The following is a 17,535-nucleotide window of genomic DNA, read 5'->3' as shown; positions in this document are numbered from 1 at the left end:
AATATTAAAACCGCCGCCAGACCGCCACGACGGGCCCGCGATCGGCGGGGGTTTCGCGGCCCAGGATCGCCTGACGCCAGCCGGCCTGCAGACTCCAAGCGCCCAGGTCGCGCGTTAGGGAGATCTCGTTCTTGGACCAGCGCGATCTGACCGGCCGGGAATCCGCCTGGCCAGCATAGGTTTGCACCATCAACAGCCAGCGGCGCGTGGGTCTGACGCCCATCGTGGCGTCGATCCTGGTCTCGTCGGCCAAGCCGCTGCGCTTGAGCCGGGCGACCTGCAGCTCGGCGAAGACGGGCGTCGTACGCCACCGGCGCGAAGTCCCCGCCAGCAGGCGCGCCTCCAGATCCATGTCGCCCTGTCCCGGCGCCGCATACCCGGCATTGCGCCCCACGCCATCCCGTGCGGCGCCCAGATAAAGGCTGACGACTGATCGATCCCTGTGCAGCAACGCGTACCGCAGACCCAACTCGACCACCCCCAACCCCTCGTAGTCGACGAAACTGTCGTGGCCGCGAGTCAGGGCTGTCTTGGATTGCAGGGTCAGCCGGTCGGTCAGTCCATACTCGCCGTACAGCGACAAGGTCTGATCGTGACGGCGCGCGATCGCCACCTCCACGCCGTTTGGGTCAAAACCCGTGTCCGCCTTCTGGTCCTCATACTTGAGGATAGCCAGGCCCTCGCCGTCCTTCATCGGCCAGGCGCCCGCCCAGGCGGGAGCGGACAGGCCGCCCGACGCGCAAAAGAAAGCCGCCGCGGCCCCGAAGGCCACGGCGGCGTTTCGTTTTCGCCGTCTGGGCGTCAATCCGCGTAACCGGGGGACTCCCGGTCGAGCTTGCGCAAGCAGCCCGGCCACGCCAGACCCGCGATCATGCCCATGCCCATGCCGGTCTGGCTGCGGACCTCGGCCTGGGCTTGTTCGGGCGCTTCGAGCACGTTCGCGCGGCCCGCGCTCAACGCCATCACCTGCTGGGCGCAGGCCCTTTCAAGGAAGAACATCCCCAGCCAACACTCGGCCGCCGTCGTCCCCACCGACAAGGTGCCGTGGTTGCGCAGCATCATCAGCTTTTTCTCGCCGAGGTCGGCCACCAGGCGTTCCCGTTCGTCAAGGTTGAGCGCAATGCCTTCATAATCGTGATAGGCGAGCTGAGGCAAGACAATTAACGACTGCTGCGACAGCGGCAGCAGGCCGTCCTTGTTGGCCGAGACCCCCACGCCCTGGTCGGTGTGCAGGTGCATGACGAAATGGGCGTCCTCGCGGGCGGCGTGGACCGCCGAATGGATCGTGAAGCCCGCCGGATTGATGAAGTACGGCGTCTTGTCGATGACGTTGCCGTCCAGGTCGACCTTGACCAGGCATGAGGCGGTCATCTCGCCGAAGAACATGCCGTAGGGATTGATCAGGAAGTGATGCTCCGGGCCGGGAATGCGGGCGGAGATGTGGGTGAAGATCATGTCGTCCCAGCCGTGGACGGCGACCAGGCGATAGAGCGCGGCCAGATCGACGCGGGCCTTCCATTCGGCCTCGCTGACCTTGTCCTTGAGCGACGTGGCGATGGGCGATGCACCGTCGGCCATGAGCGGATCCTCCGTAGGTTATCATTGTTAGGTTGGAGGGTCGCGCCGCTGGGTCCTTGCGTCAAGCGACCGTTCGCGGGAGTGGACGTGGTCTACGCTCCATCGCTTCCGAACGAGTTCCCATGATCCCCTGGCAGCATCTCGACACCGCCCAGGTGCCCGGCGACGGCGAAGACCTGCGGCTGATGCGGCGCGGGACCGAGTTCTCGATCATGACCGGCGGCATCGAGCTGATGAACAGCCGGCTCAGCGGCTCGGAAGAGGCGATGGCCGCGATGGCCTTCGAGCGCATCGGCGAACGTCCCAAGGCGCGGGTGCTGATCGGCGGGTTGGGCATGGGCTTCACTCTGCGCGCCGCCCTCGCCGCCTTCCGGCCCGATGCCGAGATCGTCGTGGCCGAACTCGTGCCCGCCGTCGTCGCCTGGGCGCGGGGTCCGCTGGCGGACCTGCACGGAGCCAGCCTCGACGATCCCCGTGTCAGCATCCATCAAGGCGACGTCGGCGAACCAATCCGGGTCGGCGAAGCGGCGTTCGACGCCATCCTGCTGGATGTCGACAACGGCCCCGGCGGCCTCAGCCGCAAGGAGAACGACGGCCTCTACAGCCCCTCGGGCCTGGCCACTGCCAAGCGCGCGCTGCGGCCCGGCGGTGTGCTGGAAGTCTGGTCCTCGACCCGCGACAGCGCGTTCACCACGCGACTGAAACGGGCGGGCTATGGGGTCGAGGAGATCGGCGTGCGCGCCCACAAGGGACGCGGCGCCCGGCATGTGATCTGGCTGGCCACGAAGCTTTAGGGAACCAACGGTGATGAAGACCCTGTTGATAGCCGCAACGATCCTGACGGCTTGTACGTCGCCGGCCTTGGCTCAGGACGCCGTCATTCGCGACAATCCGCCGGGCTTGTTCACCAGCCCCCGCTTCACCAATGTCGTCGAGGTTCCAGCCGGCGCCGCCCTGGTCTTCGTGTCGGGCCTGACCGCCCAGGGGCCCGATGGCGCGGCGCCGACGGACGCCCAAGGCCAGGCGCAGGCGGTGTTCCGCAACCTGCGCACGGCCCTGGCCGCGCGCGGCCTAACGCCCGCCGACGTGATCCAGATCCGCGGCTTCCTGGTCGACATCCAGACCACCTTGCCCGCCTACCGCCAGGCGGCGGGCGACTTCTTCGGCAAGGCTCCGCCACCGGCCAGCACCGTGGTCGGCGTCGCGGGCCTTGTCCGTCCGGACCTGTTGCTGGAGGTGGAACTGATCGCGGCCAGGCCTGTCCAAGCTCGATAGCCGGAAGGCTTGAAGGCGCGGCGATCAGTCCCCCCGGTCGCCCTTCATCAGCCGGGCCTTGTCGCGCTGCCAGTCGCGGGCGGCCTCGGTCTCGCGCTTGTCGTGGTTCTTCTTGCCCTTGGCCAGGCCGATCTCCAGCTTAGCCAAGCCCTTCTCGTTCCAATAGAGCTTGAGCGGGATCAGGGTGCGGCCGTCGCGCTGGACCGCGCCGATCAGCTTGTCGATCTGCTTGCGGTGCAGCAGCAGCTTCCGGTGCCGACGGGGCTCGTGGTTGAAGCGGTTGGCGTGGCCGTAGGGCGGGATGTCGGCGTTGATCAGCTTGATCTCGCGCCCTTCCACCGAGGCGTAGGACTCGGCGATGTTGGCCCGGCCCACGCGCAACGACTTCACCTCGGTGCCCGTCAGCATCAGCCCGGCCTCGAAGGTCTCCTCGATGAAGTAGTCGTACCGCGCGCGGCGGTTCTCGGCGATTGGCTTGGTCATCAGACCAGACCAGCCTCGCGCATGGCCTCCAGGATCGCCGGCTTCACCATCTCGCTGCACGGGGCGATCGGCAGACGGACGTCGGCCTCGCACAAGCCCAGATGAGCCATGGCGAACTTGGTCGGCGACGGCGAGGCGTCGAGGAACAGCGCCTTGTGCAGCCTCACAAGGCGATCCTGCCAGTAGAGCGCGGTCTCCCATTCGCCGTTCAGGCAGGCGTTGATGAAAGTGGCGCAGGCGTCCGGCGCGACGTTCGAGGTCACCGAGATCACGCCGTGGCCGCCATGGGCGACGTAGCCGAGCGCTGTGGGATCGTCGCCGGACAGCATCACCCAGTCGGGACCGCACATGATCCGCTGGAAGCTGGCGCGGGTCAGGTCTCCCGTGGCGTCCTTGATGCCGACGATGTTGGGCAGCTTGGACAGCCGCTCCAGCGTTTCGTTGGTGACGTCCGACCCCGTACGTCCAGGCACGTTGTAGACCAGAACCGGCAGTTGCACCGCGTCATTGATCGCCCTGTAGTGCTGGTAGACCCCTTCTTGGCTGGGGCGCACGTAGTAGGGCGAGACCACCAGAGCCGCGTCAGCCCCGACGGCCTTGGCGTGGGCCACCAACTCGATCGCCTCGGCGGTCGAGTTGGAGCCCGCCCCGGCGATCACCGGCACGCGACCGCGGGCGGTCTGCACGCACAGCTCGACCACACGCTTGTGTTCGTCATGGCTCAGGGTCGCGGTCTCGCCGGTGGTGCCCACCGGCACCAGGCCGTGCACGCCGCCGGCGATCTGGCGCTCGACCAGGGCCACGAAGGCTTTCTCGTCCACCGCGCCGTCGCGGAATGGCGTGACCAGTGCCGGAATGACGCCCTTGAACGGAGAATGAGCCATGACTTGCAATTTGCCGTGAGAAACGCGCCGCGACGGTTGCGGCCTGAGGATGGGGGCGGACAATATGTCCCGCTCCCCATGTCCCGCAACCGGTCCGTGACGCTCTGCACCGATTTGGGGACGTTTCTGCAAGGGTCAATCCGTCGCGAAGCGGTCTATAGGTGCAAATCCGGGATCGCAAGCGCCGCAAATCGGCCCCGCCGCTATCGGAAAACGGCGAGAATGCAGCCCGTGTGGGCCAGAGAATCGAAGGGAGACGACGTTTTGGCGTCAGGGTTGTTGGGTAAGGTGTTGCTGGGCGGATCCGCGGTGGTGGCGCTCTTTGGCGTGGCGCTTGCCCAGGACGACGTCGACCTGCCCCGCGCGCCGCAGCCCTATACGGGCTCGGTCACCCCCCAGGGCCTGATCACCACGCCGCCCACCGCGACCTACGCCACGCCCGCCGAGGCTGACGCCGCCAACCTGCGCACGGCGGTCAGCAGCCGCGACCCCGCCACCATCCGCATGGCGATGTCCGGCATCCAGGACCCGCTGTCGCGCAAGATCGCCCTGTGGGCGCTGGTCGACGCCAGCGCCGAGAGCATGAGCTTCTTCGAACTGGACCAGGCGCGCCGCGACCTCTCGGGCTGGCCCCGCGCCCAGCGCCGCGAGAACGCCGCCGAAAAGGCCCTGGCCCTTTCCGGCCTCGACGCCCAGCGGATGATCGCCTGGTTCGGCGGCCGCGACCCGCAGACCGCGGAAGGCGCCATGTCGCTCGCCGCCGCCTACCAGGCCGCTGGCCGCAGCAGCGATGCGACCAGCCTTATTCGCCGCTGGTGGCGCGACCAGGTGTTCGAGCTCGACGCCCAGCGCGCGATGCTGGCCCGCTTCGGCACGCTGCTGACGACCGACGACCACGTCCGCCGCGCCGACGTCCTGCTGTACGGCGCGCAAGGCCCCGCAGCCCGCGACATGGTCGCCCTGCTGCCCTACGACCAGCAGGCGGCGGCCCAGGCGCGCATCGCCTTCCGCTCGAACGCCAGCAACGCCAACGACCTCTACGCCGCGCTGACGCCCGCCCAACAGGCCCAGCCCGGCGTCGTCTTCGAGCGCGCAGCCTATCTGCGTCGCAAGGGTCTGGACACCCTGGCCCTACCGTTGGCCGCGCAGTTCCCCGCCCCGCCGCCCAGCGGCGATGCGGCTTCCGCCATCTGGCGCGAGCGCAAGCAATTGGTGGTCTCGGCCCTGAAGAACGGCGACGGCGCTGGCGCTTACGCAGCGGCCAACGCCCGCCTGAAGGAGGGCGCCGACGCGGCCGAGAGCGAGTTCTACGCCGGCTGGATCGCCCTCACCCGCCTGAAGGACGCCGACCGCGCCGCGGCCCACTTCGCCCGCATCGCCGAGATCGGCGCCTCGCCGATCACCCGCGGCCGCGCCCTCTACTGGCAGGGGCGGGCCGCCGAGGCCCAGGGCGACGGCATCGCCGCCCAGGCCTTCTATGCCGAAGGGTCGCGCTACATCACCACCTTCTACGGCCAGCTCGCCGCCGAGAAGGCCGGGATCAAGGAGATCCGCCTCGACAAGGATCCGACGATCACCCAGGCTGACCGCGCCCGCTTCGAGGGCCGCGAACTGGTGCGGGCGGTGCGCACCCTGATGGCGGCCGGAGCGCGCGACCAGGTGCGGGTCTTCGTGCTGTTCATCGACGACCAGCTGCCGTCGGCGGAAGAAGAAGCCCTGCTGGTCGATCTGGCCAGGAACTATGGCGACCCGGACCTGGCCATGCGCGCGGTCCGCACCGCCGCCCAGCGCGGCTTCACCCTGCCCGAGCGCGGCTATCCGCTGCTTGATCACCTGTTCACCCCGGGACCGGGCGCGGCCGAGACGGCCTTCGTCTATTCGATCTCGCGCCAGGAAAGCAATTTCGACCCCAACGCCCGTTCCACGCCGGGCGCGCGCGGCATGATGCAACTGATGCCGGCCACCGCCGCCATCGTCGCGCGGCAGCTGGGCGAGAGCCACAGCGTCGATCGCCTGTCCGACCCGTTCTACAACATGCGCCTGGGCTCGACCTATCTGGGCAGCATGGTCAGCAACTTCAGCGGCTCGTACATCATGGCTGCCGCCGCCTACAACGCCGGACCAGGCCGGCCGGCCGCCTGGGTCTCGCTGTGCGGCGACCCGCGCGGCGCGACCACCGATCCGCTCGACTTCATCGAGTGCATTCCGTTCTCCGAGACCCGAAACTACGTGATGCGGACCATCGAGACGACGATGGTCTACCGCGCCCGTCTGAACGGCGGCGTGGCCCCGCTGACCCTGTCGAGCGACCTGAAGCGCGGCGGCTACAGCTATGCGGGTCCGACCGGAACGACGCCGACGGGCGGCCTGCCGCCGATCGGCGGAAGCACGACCGCCATCCCGCAAGGCGGCTACGTGCCGGGAACGCGCTAAACCGACCTTTTGACGGGAGAGGACGAGGCCCGTCGCGCCGCCACGATCAGCCCCGCCGGCGTCTCGACCAGAGCGCCGTCCAGCCGGAACACATCGGCCAGCACGGTCGGCGACAGCGCGTCGACCGGCGCGCCTTCCGCCGCCACGTGGCCATGATCCAGCACCAGGATCCGATCGCAGGACCGCGCCGCCAGGCCCAGGTCGTGCAGGGTGACGACCACGGCGGCCCCACCGGCCGCCTCGGCGCGCAGCAGGTCCAGCGTCAGAAGTTGGGCGTCGGGGTCCAGACCCGCCACCGGCTCGTCGGCGACCAGCAGCGGCGCGCGCGTCGCCAGCAGGCGGGCCAGCAGCACTCGGGCTCGCTCGCCGCCCGACATGTCGAGCACGCCGCGCTGGGCCAGATCGGCGACGCCCACCCGTTCCAGGCGTTCTCGGGCGATGGCCAGGGCTTGGCTGGAGGGCAGGTCCGGCGCGCCGAGGGCGGCGACCTCCAGGGCCGGCAGGTTCCAGGCCAGGCGGCGTTCCTGCGGCAGGTAGCCGACCAGGCGCGCCCGCTCGACGGGGTCCAGGCCGCCGACCGGACGTCCGGCCAAGCGCGCCCGCCCCGTCTCCAGCGGCATCAGCCCCAGACCCGCCCGCAGCAGGCTGGTTTTGCCCGCGCCGTTGGGGCCGACCACGCCCAGCACCTCGCCCGGTGCGACGCTGAGGGCCGCGCCGTCCAACACCAGCGCCTTGCCGCGCCGGGCCCTGGCGTCAGCGATGGTCCAGGCAGCGGTCACGACCGCCAGCTCCGCGCCGCACGCCAGGCCAGCAAGGCGAAGACCGGCGCGCCGAACAGGGCCGTGACGACGCCCAGCTTCAGCTCCTGCTCGGTCGGAATCAGTCGGGCGGCGAGATCGGCGGCGACCAGCAGCACCGCGCCCGCCAGGGCCGAGGGCCGCAGCAGCCTGCCAGGATCGTCGCGCACGGCGGCCCGCACCAGATGCGGCGCGGCCAGCCCGACGAAGCCGATCACCCCGGCCGCCGCGACCGAGGCCCCCGCCAGCAAGGCCGAACCCGCCACCGCCGCCACCCGCAGCCGCGCCATCGGCAGGCCGGACATCTGGGCCGCCTCCTCGCCCAGGGTCAGCATCCGCAAGCCCTGGGCGGCGTAGAGGCAGAGCCCCGCCCCGACCGCCATCGGCCCCGCCGCCCGCAGGATGTCGGTGACGTCGCGGTTCTCGACCGAGCCCATCAGCCAGGCCAGCACCTCGGCGATGGCCACCGGCGACGGCGACAGGTTGAAGACCAGGGCGGTCAGAGCGCCGGCGAAGGCCGACAACGCCACGCCGAACAGGATCAGCACCTCGGGCTCGCGAAACCGCGCCGCCAGGCCGACGACCACCGCGCCAGCGGCGAGGGCCCCGGCCAGAGCCGCCAGCTCGATCGCGCCCGGAAAGGCCGCCAGCCCCCCGGCGATGGCCAGGGACGCGCCCAGGCCCGCCGTGGCCGAGACGCCCAGCACGCCGGGCTCGGCCAATGGATTGCGCAGCAGGCCCTGCATCGTCGCGCCCGCCAGGCCCAGGCCCGCCCCAACCAAGGCGGCCATCAGCACCCGCGGCAACCGGATGGTCCACAGCACCTCGGCCGGTGGGGACCCAAGGTCAGTCAAGGCCTGATGGTACTGCGCCGCGTTCAGCGGGCTCTCGCCCAGGCCGATGGCCACCATCGCCGCCGCGACCAGGACCAGCAGCAGACCCAGTTCCAGACGACGCGGGCTCATCGCGCCGCCTCCGCCAGCACCCGCGCGCCGTCGGCGGCGAACCAAGCCGAGCAGCCCAGCATGGCCCCGGGCAGCGAGGCGACCACTCGCCCCCGTGTCGCCCGGCGCAGCGCCGCGTGACGCCCGGGTCCCCAGCGGTCGGCCCCGGCCCGGGTCAGGTCGAAGAAGCCCAGCACCACGGCCTTCGGCGGCTTCAGCACCAGGCTCTCCAGCGGCGCGGGGGAAAAATAGGGCTGGGTCACGACGTTGGTGAAGCCCGCCGCCCGCAGCATGGCGTCGACCATGGTGCTGGGACCGGCCGTATAGCCGCCTGGCGTCAGGTAGAAGGCGGCCCGCCCCTGGCCCGCACCGGCCGAACGCGCCAGGTCGGCGTCCATGCGCGCCAGCAGGGCCTCGCCCGCCGGACCGCGATTCAAGGCCTGGGCCACCTGGCGGACATTGGCGCGCACGCCGTCGAAATCGGTGGCGTCGCCAAGGCTGATCGTGCGCACGCCGCGCCGCGCCAGGGCGGCCGTCAGGCGGGCGTCGCCGCCCCATTGGCGCACCACGACATCCGGGCGCGCGCCCAGCACCGCCTCCAGCGTCGTCCGCCGCTTCGGCAGGCCGACCGCCTTGGCGCGAAGGAAGGAATCCGGCGCGGCGGCCCGCGGCGAGACGCCGACAATGGTCTCGCGCGCCGCCAGGGCCAAGACATACTGGTCGGCGCAGGAGTCCAGCGACATCACCCGCTGGGAGCTGGTCTGGGCGACGGCGGGCGTCGCGATCACCGCTAGGCCGGCGGCGAGGCCGGCGAACAAGGCGGCGCGCATGGGTGTCAGTCCGTCACCAGACCGTGCAGCAGCCCGTCCAGCGTGACCTTCATCAGCTCCTCGCGCGGCGCCCAATTGCGGTCGGGCAGGGTGATCAGCAGGGCCACCAGGCCATGGCAAGCGGCCCACAACACCTGGGCGGCGCTCTCGCCGGAGCCGGTGCGCAGACGGCCGGCGGCGGCGATCTCGTGGATCGGACCGCTGAACTCGGCGAAGCAGCGATCGCCCAGTTCGGCGGTGGCGGCCTGCTTCTCCTTGGAGATCACGTCGCGCGAACCGCAGAACACCAGCTGATAGGTGTTGGGATTGTCGAGCGCGAACTTCATGTAGGCCTCGAGCATCAGCCGCACCCGCGCCACGGCGTCGATCGGCCGATGGGCGATGTCGACGTTCACGGCCAAAAGCTGGCCGATCGCGTCGTCGCTGATCTCCAGCAGGATCTGGTCCTTGTCGCGGAAGTGCATGTAGAGGGCGGTCGAGGAGACGCCCACGGCGTCGGCGATCTTGCGGATCGTCGCCCCCGCATAGCCTTCGGCGATGAAGATCCTCTCGGCCGCGGCCAGGATCTCTCCGCGACGCAAATGGCCGTCACCTTTGGGCTTGCGGGCCGACTTGTGCGGCTTCTTCAGCGCGACCGTCACGATATGGCGTTCCCCTACCTCGTCCCCGAACCCGACACTAAACGGGAATCACCCACGCGTCGCAACTCCCGAGGATTTCCCCAAAACACGTGTTTTTCTGTTTGACACTTCAAGGTTGAAGATTCGCTATCTGCTCGCTGGATCCGATTGTTCGCGGCGGGGGCGATGGCGCGAGAAGAAAGAGACCAGCGGCGACGTGCGTTTGGGAACAAACCGGTCGACAGGGATTGGATCGAGGCGCCCAGGGGCGAACCGGTCCAGGCGGCCGCGCCCTTGCCCGACGGCGCTCATCGCCGCCTGTCGCGCGGCCAGTTGATCGGGTTGGCGGTCTTGCTGACCCTCCTGCTCCTTCTGGCGACCTTCCAGACCCGGGCGACGCTGGAAGGGTTTCACCTGCTGTTCTTCGTCGGTTTCATGGGCCATTCGGCCGTCAAGCTGGTCGCAGCCTTCACGCCGCGCCGGCCGATCGCCGCGGCGTCGCTGCCCGACGAAGCCTTGCCTGGCTATACGATCATCGTGCCGCTCTATCGCGAGGCGGCGGTGGCGACGGAGCTGATCGCCAATCTCGCGCGGCTGGACTATCCGCGTGAGCGCCTGCAGGTGCTGATCGCCCTGGAAGCCAACGACCATGAGACCCAGGCCGCCTTCACGGCGCTGGACCTTCCAGCGGGCTTCCAGGTGCTGGTCGCGCCGCCCGGCTCGCCGCAGACCAAGCCCCGCGCCTGCAACGTGGCCCTGGAGCGGGCGCATGGCGACCTGGTGGTCATCTACGACGCCGAGGATGCGCCGCATCCCGGCCAATTGCGCGAAGCCGCCGCGCGCTTCGCCCAGGCCGACGCGAACCTGGCCTGCCTGCAGGCGCCCTTGCGGATCGAGCCCGACCCGCGCTTCCTGCCCGACCAGTTCGCCCTCGAATACGCCGTGCTGTTCGAGGTCTTCCTGCCGGCCCTGGCCCGCTGGGGCCTGCCCTTCCCGCTCGGCGGCACCAGCAACCACTTCCGCGCCGAGGCCCTGCGCGCCGTCGGCGGCTGGGATCCGTACAATGTCACCGAGGACGCCGACATCGGCTTTCGCCTGGCCGCCGAGGGCTACCGGCTGGATGTCATCAGCCAGCCCACCCTTGAGACCTCGCCCGCCACCTTGAAGGTCTGGACGCCGCAACGGGCGCGCTGGATCAAGGGGCACCTCCAGACCTTGGCCGTTCACGCTCGAGGGCCCGTCGTGCGAACCCCGCGAGGGGCCGTCGCGTTCGTCCTGACCCTGGCCTTGCCCCTGGCCTCGTCCCATCTGCACGGCCCTCTGTTCGCCTGGCTCCTGCTGCAGTGGGCTGGGTCGACGGTCGACCTGTTGCCCGCCGTGCCGGCCATGGACTGGATGCTGGTGTTCTTCGGCTGGACCTGTATCGCGCTCGCCGGAGCTCAAGCCCAACGACGGGCCGGGCATCGGCAACGCCCCCTCCCCCTGCTGGGCGCGATCTTCTATTGGCCGCTCCAGAGCGTCGCGGCGGCCAAGGCGCTTCGTCAGTTCATCGTCGCGCCATTCCATTGGGACAAGACCCCGCACACGCCCCGCGCCGCGAACCCCTTGCTGCCTCGCCTGCTGGCGCGGACTGGACGGACCTTGCCCTGAGCGCGTATTGGCGGGGACATGACTCCGACCATCGCCGCCGCTCCGCTCGTCATGCGCACCACCGGCTGGGCCGACTACGCCCTGCTCGATAGCGGCCATGGCAGGAAGCTGGAGCGCTACGGCCGCTACACCGTGGTGCGGCCCGAGCCGCAGTGCTTCTGGGCCCCGCGCCTGGACCAGAAGGTCTGGGACAACGCCGACGCCGTGTTCGATCCGTCGGACGAGGACGAGGCCGGCCGCTGGCGCTTCAAGGGCAAGCCGCTCGAGAAGTTCGACCTGGCCTGGGGCGAGACCAGGTTCCATGGCCAGTTCACCCCGTTCCGCCACCTGGCCTTCTTCCCCGAACAGGCCGCCAACTGGGCGTGGCAGGACGCCCGGGTCCGCGCCTTCAAGGGCCGCCAGCCCAAGGTGCTGAACCTGTTCGGCTATACCGGCGTCGCCAGCCTGGTCTGCGCCGCCGCCGGCGCTGCGGTCACCCATGTGGACGCCAGCAAGAAGTCGGTCGGCTTCGCCCGCGAGAACGCCGCCTTCGCCGGCCTGTCCGACAAGCCGATCCGCTGGATCGTCGAGGACGCGCGCCGCTTCGTAGCCCGCGAAGTGCGCCGCGGCTCGCAATATGACGGCATCATCCTGGACCCGCCGAAGTTCGGCCGCGGGGCCGACGGCGAGGTCTGGCGCCTGTTCGAGGACCTGGCCGAGCTGACCGCCAACTGCGCCCAGATCCTGGCGCCTGACGCTTCGTTCCTGCTGATGAACGCCTATGCCGCCCGGGTTTCGGGCGCGGCGATGTCGGGCCTGCTGGCCCAGGAGCTGAAGGGACGCGGCGGGGTCATCGATTGGGGCGAGCTGTCGCTGGTCGAGGAGAAGGGCGATCGCCAGATCGGCCTGTCGTTCTTCGCCCGCTGGGCTTCGGAAGGGTGATCGCGATGAACGCCCCCCACGCACCGAAGACCGTCACCTCGCTGTCGAACGCCACCGTCAAGGCCGTCCGCGCCCTGCACATGCGCAAGGAGCGCGAGGACAGCGGCCTGTTCCTGGCCGAGGGCTTGAAGATCGTCATCGAGGCGATCGACTGCGGCCACGCGCCCAAGATCCTGATGTACGGCCGCGACGCCGCCGACCATCCGATGCTGCAGAAGGCTTCGCAGGCCTGTCTGAAGGCGGGCGGCGAGGTGATCGAGGTCAATCGCGAGATCCTCGAAAAGGTCTCGCGGCGCGACAATCCTCAGGCCGTAGTCGGTGTCTTCAAGCAGGTCTACACGCCCTTGTCGGCCATCGTGGCGGAGAGCGCCCCGTGTTGGGTGGCCATGCAGGCCGTGCGCGATCCCGGCAACCTGGGCACGGTGATCCGCACGGCCGACGCGGCCGGCTGCGGCGGGGTGATCCTGGTCGGCGACTGCGTGGACCCCTATTCGGTCGAGGGGGTTCGGGCGACCATGGGCTCGATCTTCGCGGTCAAGATCGCCAAGGCCTCGGTGGCCGAGTTCCTGGCCTGGCGCGAGTCCTGGCCGGGCTCGGTGGTCGGCACCCTGCTGACCGCCACGGTCGATCACAAAAGCGCCGATTACGTGAAGCCCTCGCTGATCCTGATGGGCAACGAACAGCAGGGCCTGCCGCCCGAACTGGCCGCCGCCTGCGACGTCAACGTCAAGATCCCGATGCGCGGCCGGGCCGACAGCCTGAACCTGTCGGTGGCGACGGGGATCATGATCTACACGGTGACGGGCTAGGACGAGGTTGGGGACAGGCCCATGGGCCTGTCCCCGTTCGGATAACTACTTGATCCGCGTCCACTTCTCGGTCTTGCACAGCGGGGCCACGATGCAGCCCTTCAGCTTCAGATCGTTGGCCGAGAGCAGGGTGATCGTCCCCGAATAGGTGCCGCCGTCGGCGGCGTTGTAGACCTTGCCGCCGGTCCATTTGGTCGGCCCGCCGGTGAAGTCGTACAGCATCTGCATGTTCTTCAGCGGCCGGTCGCGCAAGGACGCGTCCTTGTTCTTCTCGTCCTTGGCCGACGGGTCGCTCCTGATGTGGTCCGAGCTGACCAGCTTGCCGCACAGGCTGTTGCCGCAGCGGCTGATCTCGACCTGGCCGCCGTTGGTCTGGGTCTGCCACAGGCCCGTGACGTCCTGGGCGAAGGCCGGAGCAGCGACGAGGGTCAGGGCGGCGGCGAGGATGGGCAGTTTCATTGGCGTTTTCTCCCGGAGTTGTCGCCCCTTTCTAACGCGCGTTCGGCTGAACCGGCCATGAATTGCTGGCCAGGTTCGAACAAGACTGGCCGAACTAGACCGCACGCCGTTTCAGGCCCGGGCTGGAGCAGGTGGTGTAGCCGGTCGTGGTCAGCCGGCCGGCGACCATGCCCAGCTTGCCCGGCAGCTCGCGGACATGCGATGCGCCGACCGCCTCGACGGCCGCCAGGGCGACGCTGCCGCAGGCATAGGCGTCCTGGGCCGCGTCATGGTGCTTGAAATCGACGCCCAGGAAGTCGCAGACCGCGTTCAGCTTGGCCGACGGCAGCCGCGGCCAGGTGTTCTTGGCCACCTGCACCGTGCAGATGTAGTCGAAGCACGGGAAGGCCAGGCCGTAGAGCTCGCAGGTGCGGCGCATCACGCTGATGTCGAACGCGGCGTTGTGGGCGATCACCGTCGCCCGTTCGATCATGTCCTGGAGGCGCGCCAGGACGTCGGGAAATTCGTCGGCGTCCTCCACGTCGGCCGGCCGGATGCCGTGGACGGCGATGTTCCAGCCCGAGAACCGCATCTCGGCCGGACGGATGTAGTGGTGCTCGACCTCGGTGATCCGCCCGTCCTCGATCCAGGCCAGGCCGATGGCGCAGGGGCTGGAGCGCTGCTCGTTGGCCGTCTCGAAGTCGATGGCGACGACGGGCATCAGGTTCTCGCCCTGGAAGTCGGACGACCTGGCGGCCGAACAGTCTGAAAATAGATTGTCATCCCGGAAGCCTCGCAGAGGCTGTCCGGGACCCAGGGGACTGGGCTGATGCGGTGCGGCTCACCTGGATCCCGGACAAGCGCTGCGCGCTTTCCGGGATGACAACCGTGAGGTGGGTTTCACCTGGAGCGCTCATTCCTAGCCTCCCACCATGGCCAGCCACTCGTCCTCGGTCATCACCTCGACGCCCAGTTCGGTCGCGGTCTTCAGCTTCGACCCCGCGCCGGGGCCGGCCACCACCAGGTCGGTCTTCCTGGACACCGACGAGGCGACCTTGGCGCCCAGGGCCTCGGCCTGGGCCTTGGCCTCGTCGCGGGTCATCTTCTCCAGCGAACCGGTGAAGACGATGGTCTTGCCGGCCACGGCGGTGTCGGTCTTGGGCTTGGCCACCGGCTGGATGTCCAGCTCGGCGATCAGGTTGGCCACCTTCTCGCGATTGTGTTCCTCGGCGAAGAAGCGGGCGATCGACTGGGCCGCCACGGGGCCGATCCCGTCGATGGCCGCCAGCTGCAGATAGTCCTCGCCCGGCGCGCCCTGCCCCGCCTGCGCCAGGGCCTGGGCGAAGCCGTCCCAGTCGCCGTAGCGCTCGGCCAGGGCCGCCCGGGCCGGCTTGTTCAGCTTGGGCACGGCGTGGCCGATCTTGACCTCCAGGCTGTCGGCCTCCGGCCACGGATCGGCCTTCAGCCCGCCCTTGCCGGCCTCGACCAATTCGTCGCGCGCCTTGGGACCGACCCCGGCCGCGCCCGACAGCTCCAGATAGACCGCGCCCGGCAGCTGTCCCGCCGCCCGCTCGGCCGCGACCTGCAGATCCTCGAAGCGGTCGAAATTGCGGGCCAACACGGTCGAGGTGGTCTCGCCGATGTCGCGCATGCCCAGGCCGTAGATCACCCGGTCCAGGCTGATGGTCCGCCGCGCCTCGATGCCCTTGACCAGGTTGGCGACGGAAGTCTCGCCATAGCCGTCGCGTTCCCGCAGCTGCGCCAGCTTGTCCTCGTCGCGGGCCAGCTTGAAGATGTCGGCCGGCTCCTTGATCCAGCCGGCCTCGAAGAACGCCGCCAGCTGCTTTTCGCCCAGGCCCTCGATGTCGAAGGCGCGGCGGGAGACGAAGTGGCGAAGGTGCTCGATGCGCTGGAACGGACAGGCGAACTCGCCGGTGCAGCGGCGGACCACCGACTCGGTCCCCGAGGCGTTGACCTCGCGGGCCAGCGGCGTCTTCAACGGGCACGGGCATTCGTGGGGGAATTCGTAGGGCTCGGGCGCGGGATCGGGCCGCTCGTCGAGCGCCACCTCGACGATTTGCGGGATCACGTCGCCGGCCCGCTGGATCACGACCGTGTCGCCGACGCGGACATCCAGGCGGGCGATCTCGTCGGCGTTGTGCAGGGTGGCGTTGGTCACCGAGACCCCGCCGACCGTCACGGGCTTCAGCCGCGCCACTGGAGTGATCGCGCCGGTCCGGCCCACCTGCAGGTCGATGGCCTCCAGGATCGTGCGGGCCTGTTGGGCCGGGAACTTGCGGGCGATGGCCCAGCGCGGCGAGCGCGACACGAAGCCCAACCGGCGCTGCTGCTCCAGATCGTCGACCTTGTAGACCACGCCGTCGATGTCGAACGGCAGCTTGGGCCGCAGCACCTCGAACTCGGCATAGGCGTCCAGCAGCCCCTGGGCGTCCTGGACGCGCCGGGCCGGCGGGGCGGTGGTGACGAAGCCCCAGTCGTGGAGCTTTTCCAGCGCCTCCCACTGGCCGGCCGCGAACGGGCCGCTGACCAGGCCCCAGGCATAGGCGAAGAACCGCAGCGGCCGCTGGGCGCTGATCTTCGGGTCGATCTGGCGCAGCGAGCCGGCGGCGAAGTTGCGGGGATTGGCGTAGGTGCGCTGGCCGGCTTCCAGGGCGGCGGCGTTGAAGGCGGCGAAGGCCTCCAGCTCGACATAGACCTCGCCGCGGATCTCGATCACCTCGGGCCAGCCGGACCCCTTCAGGCGGTGGGGGATGTCGGCCAGGGTGCGCAGGTTGGCGGTGACGTCCTCGCCCACCCTGCCGTCGCCCCGGGTCGCGCCCTGGACCAGCACGCCCTTCTCGTAGCGCAGCGAGGCCGACAGGCCGTCGATCTTCGGCTCGGCGGTGTAGAACACCGGCTCGCCGGCCAGACGCAGGAAGCGGCGGATGCGGGCGTCGAACTCGGTCGCCTCGTCGTTGGAGAAGGCGTTGTCCAGGCTCAGCATCGGCACGCCGTGCTCGACCGCCGAGAACTGCTCGGCCCGCGCCGCGCCCACCCGCATCGACGGCGAGTTCTCGCGGATCAGCTCGGGAAAGCGGGCCTCGATGTCGAGATTGCGGCGCTTGAGGGCGTCGTACTCGGCGTCGCTGATCGTCGGGGCGTCCTGCTGGTGATAGCGCAGATCGTGCGCCGCCAGTTCGTCGGCCAGCCAGGCCAGCTCGGCGTCGGCTTGGTCCTTGGTGAGGTCGGCGACGGCGATCTGGGACACGGGCGAATCCGGAGGCTTGAGGACAGGCGGCAGACTAGCCAAGGCCGAGCGGTCGGGGGAGGCGTTTTGTGTCGAACCGTGCGGTCCTCCCCCTGTGGGGGAGGCGATCGCGCAGCGATCGGTGGGGGGAGTTTTGGGGTTGGCGATCCAGGGTGCGGTCATCGGCTGATCACTCCCCCCTCCGTCGCCCTTTGGGCGACACCTCCCCCACAGGGGGAGGATCTGACTGGCGCGGCTTGGCCGCCTCACGCGGCTGGCCGCTGAAGGTATGGAAAGGGACGCGGAGCGCCGGACATCGTCCGGAGTGTTTGAACAAATACCGTTTCGACGAAGCCGATCGCTCCGCGCGACGCGTTTTCCGCCAGCGTCCGGTGGGCAGCCCTGTTGAGGCTTAGCCGGACCCGGTTTCGATCCCTTTCGGGAGAAACCGGACGCCGGGGGCGCGGGCCTATGGGCATACTCGCGCTCTATCCCCGTGCGACGCCGACGGCGGGCGGGCTTCCCAACGATGGAAGGCCCCGGACACGCTGGAGTAACCCCCTCCAGCCCAGTCCCGCTCGATCGCCCCCCGCCGCCGCATCGGTCGCTGGCCATGCGCCCTTTCC

The 17,535-nt window shown here is 69.6% G+C and carries 17 protein-coding genes and 1 pseudogene; 7 read left to right on the top strand and 11 right to left on the bottom strand.

The features are described 5' to 3' along the window. Window positions 1–4: 4 nt before the first annotated feature. Both ACSQ2G_RS10330 and ACSQ2G_RS10325 read right to left on the bottom strand, forming a co-directional pair. Window positions 5–772 (bottom strand): hypothetical protein, encoded by a 768-nt coding sequence (locus ACSQ2G_RS10330; protein ID WP_436030592.1) that lies wholly within the window; start codon window positions 770–772, stop codon window positions 5–7. A 29-nt stretch (window positions 773–801) separates the two neighbouring features. Next, window positions 802–1,578, bottom strand: a complete 777-nt coding sequence (locus ACSQ2G_RS10325; protein WP_436030590.1) for a class II aldolase/adducin family protein — start codon at window positions 1,576–1,578, stop codon at window positions 802–804. A 122-nt stretch (window positions 1,579–1,700) separates the two neighbouring features. Between ACSQ2G_RS10325 and ACSQ2G_RS10320 the strand changes: the two genes are divergently transcribed. Both ACSQ2G_RS10320 and ACSQ2G_RS10315 read left to right on the top strand, forming a co-directional pair. After that, window positions 1,701–2,372, top strand: a complete 672-nt coding sequence (locus ACSQ2G_RS10320; protein ID WP_436030589.1) for a spermidine synthase — start codon at window positions 1,701–1,703, stop codon at window positions 2,370–2,372. 13 nt (window positions 2,373–2,385) lie between these two features. Further along, window positions 2,386–2,853 (top strand): RidA family protein, encoded by a 468-nt coding sequence (locus tag ACSQ2G_RS10315; RefSeq protein ID WP_436030587.1) that lies wholly within the window; start codon window positions 2,386–2,388, stop codon window positions 2,851–2,853. Between the two features lie 24 nt (window positions 2,854–2,877). Here ACSQ2G_RS10315 and smpB read toward each other — a convergent pair whose 3' ends face one another. Both smpB and dapA read right to left on the bottom strand, forming a co-directional pair. Further along, window positions 2,878–3,336, bottom strand: a complete 459-nt coding sequence (smpB, locus tag ACSQ2G_RS10310) for an SsrA-binding protein SmpB (protein WP_028041248.1) — start codon at window positions 3,334–3,336, stop codon at window positions 2,878–2,880. Next, window positions 3,336–4,220, bottom strand: coding sequence for a 4-hydroxy-tetrahydrodipicolinate synthase (dapA, locus tag ACSQ2G_RS10305; protein ID WP_436030586.1), 885 nt, complete (start codon window positions 4,218–4,220; stop codon window positions 3,336–3,338). The genes smpB and dapA overlap by 1 nt, the downstream gene beginning before the upstream one ends. Before the next feature lie 264 nt (window positions 4,221–4,484). On the opposite strand from dapA, the gene ACSQ2G_RS10300 reads away from it, so the two are divergent. Next, a complete protein-coding gene (locus ACSQ2G_RS10300; protein ID WP_436030585.1) occupies window positions 4,485–6,653 on the top strand; it encodes a transglycosylase SLT domain-containing protein in 2,169 nt (722 codons plus the stop codon). Here the strand turns inward: ACSQ2G_RS10300 and ACSQ2G_RS10295 are convergent. From ACSQ2G_RS10295 to ACSQ2G_RS10280, 4 genes are read right to left on the bottom strand one after another with little or no spacing between them, the layout of a single operon-like run. Next, the gene (locus ACSQ2G_RS10295; RefSeq protein ID WP_436030584.1) at window positions 6,650–7,432 is read right to left on the bottom strand and encodes an ABC transporter ATP-binding protein; all 783 of its coding nucleotides are present in this window, start codon (window positions 7,430–7,432) and stop codon (window positions 6,650–6,652) included. The genes ACSQ2G_RS10300 and ACSQ2G_RS10295 overlap by 4 nt on opposite strands. Further along, entirely contained in the window at window positions 7,429–8,469 is a 1,041-nt protein-coding gene (locus tag ACSQ2G_RS10290; protein ID WP_436031938.1) for a FecCD family ABC transporter permease, read from the bottom strand. Before ACSQ2G_RS10290 ends, ACSQ2G_RS10295 begins: the two co-directional genes overlap by 4 nt. Further along, window positions 8,412–9,224: an ABC transporter substrate-binding protein gene (locus ACSQ2G_RS10285; protein WP_436030583.1), complete on the bottom strand. Its 813-nt coding sequence runs from the start codon at window positions 9,222–9,224 to the stop codon at window positions 8,412–8,414. The genes ACSQ2G_RS10290 and ACSQ2G_RS10285 overlap by 58 nt, the downstream gene beginning before the upstream one ends. Before the next feature lie 5 nt (window positions 9,225–9,229). Continuing rightward, entirely contained in the window at window positions 9,230–9,865 is a 636-nt protein-coding gene (locus ACSQ2G_RS10280) for a TetR/AcrR family transcriptional regulator (protein ID WP_310079644.1), read from the bottom strand. Between the two features lie 273 nt (window positions 9,866–10,138). Here ACSQ2G_RS10280 and ACSQ2G_RS10275 point away from each other — a divergent pair, with 273 nt between their 5' ends. Genes ACSQ2G_RS10275 through ACSQ2G_RS10265 form a run of 3 tightly spaced genes read left to right on the top strand, consistent with a single transcriptional unit; the run spans window position 10,139 to window position 13,224 of the window. Then, window positions 10,139–11,494 carry a glycosyltransferase gene (locus tag ACSQ2G_RS10275; RefSeq protein ID WP_436030581.1) on the top strand — a complete coding sequence of 452 codons (1,356 nt, stop codon included), beginning with the start codon at window positions 10,139–10,141 and terminating at the stop codon, window positions 11,492–11,494. A gap of 18 nt (window positions 11,495–11,512) precedes the next feature. Next, window positions 11,513–12,415: a class I SAM-dependent methyltransferase gene (locus tag ACSQ2G_RS10270; RefSeq protein WP_436030580.1), complete on the top strand. Its 903-nt coding sequence runs from the start codon at window positions 11,513–11,515 to the stop codon at window positions 12,413–12,415. Between the two features lie 5 nt (window positions 12,416–12,420). Beyond that, window positions 12,421–13,224, top strand: coding sequence for a TrmH family RNA methyltransferase (locus ACSQ2G_RS10265; RefSeq protein WP_310079649.1), 804 nt, complete (start codon window positions 12,421–12,423; stop codon window positions 13,222–13,224). Between the two features lie 45 nt (window positions 13,225–13,269). Here the strand turns inward: ACSQ2G_RS10265 and ACSQ2G_RS10260 are convergent, their stop codons facing one another. The 3 genes from ACSQ2G_RS10260 to ligA form a co-directional block, all read right to left on the bottom strand. Continuing rightward, a complete protein-coding gene (locus ACSQ2G_RS10260; RefSeq protein ID WP_436030577.1) occupies window positions 13,270–13,683 on the bottom strand; it encodes a DUF2147 domain-containing protein in 414 nt (137 codons plus the stop codon). A 94-nt stretch (window positions 13,684–13,777) separates the two neighbouring features. Then, window positions 13,778–14,383, bottom strand: coding sequence for a 3'-5' exonuclease (locus ACSQ2G_RS10255; protein ID WP_436030575.1), 606 nt, complete (start codon window positions 14,381–14,383; stop codon window positions 13,778–13,780). 198 nt (window positions 14,384–14,581) lie between these two features. Beyond that, complete coding sequence (gene ligA, locus ACSQ2G_RS10250; protein WP_436030573.1) at window positions 14,582–16,930, bottom strand: NAD-dependent DNA ligase LigA; 2,349 nt, start codon at window positions 16,928–16,930, stop codon at window positions 14,582–14,584. Window positions 16,931–17,412: 482 nt separating this feature from the next. Between ligA and ACSQ2G_RS10245 the strand changes: the two are divergent. Continuing rightward, a pseudogene (locus tag ACSQ2G_RS10245) lies at window positions 17,413–17,535 on the top strand (hypothetical protein); the annotation flags it as partial.

The sequence above is a fragment of the Caulobacter sp. LjRoot300 genome, from assembly GCF_964253875.1.
Taxonomy (GTDB): domain Bacteria; phylum Pseudomonadota; class Alphaproteobacteria; order Caulobacterales; family Caulobacteraceae; genus Caulobacter.
This window is presented reverse-complemented; position numbering and strand designations above follow the sequence as displayed.

Coding starts and splice junctions, on each gene's coding strand:
- ACSQ2G_RS10270 (WP_436030580.1), top strand. CDS start 11,513: ATGACTCCGACCATCGCCGCCGCTCCGCTCGTCATGCGCACCACCGGC.
- ACSQ2G_RS10315 (WP_436030587.1), top strand. CDS start 2,386: ATGAAGACCCTGTTGATAGCCGCAACGATCCTGACGGCTTGTACGTCG.
- ACSQ2G_RS10320 (WP_436030589.1), top strand. CDS start 1,701: ATGATCCCCTGGCAGCATCTCGACACCGCCCAGGTGCCCGGCGACGGC.
- ACSQ2G_RS10285 (WP_436030583.1), bottom strand. CDS start 9,224: ATGCGCGCCGCCTTGTTCGCCGGCCTCGCCGCCGGCCTAGCGGTGATC.
- dapA (WP_436030586.1), bottom strand. CDS start 4,220: ATGGCTCATTCTCCGTTCAAGGGCGTCATTCCGGCACTGGTCACGCCA.
- ACSQ2G_RS10255 (WP_436030575.1), bottom strand. CDS start 14,383: ATGCCCGTCGTCGCCATCGACTTCGAGACGGCCAACGAGCAGCGCTCC.
- ACSQ2G_RS10325 (WP_436030590.1), bottom strand. CDS start 1,578: ATGGCCGACGGTGCATCGCCCATCGCCACGTCGCTCAAGGACAAGGTC.
- ACSQ2G_RS10260 (WP_436030577.1), bottom strand. CDS start 13,683: ATGAAACTGCCCATCCTCGCCGCCGCCCTGACCCTCGTCGCTGCTCCG.
- smpB (WP_028041248.1), bottom strand. CDS start 3,336: ATGACCAAGCCAATCGCCGAGAACCGCCGCGCGCGGTACGACTACTTC.
- ACSQ2G_RS10265 (WP_310079649.1), top strand. CDS start 12,421: ATGAACGCCCCCCACGCACCGAAGACCGTCACCTCGCTGTCGAACGCC.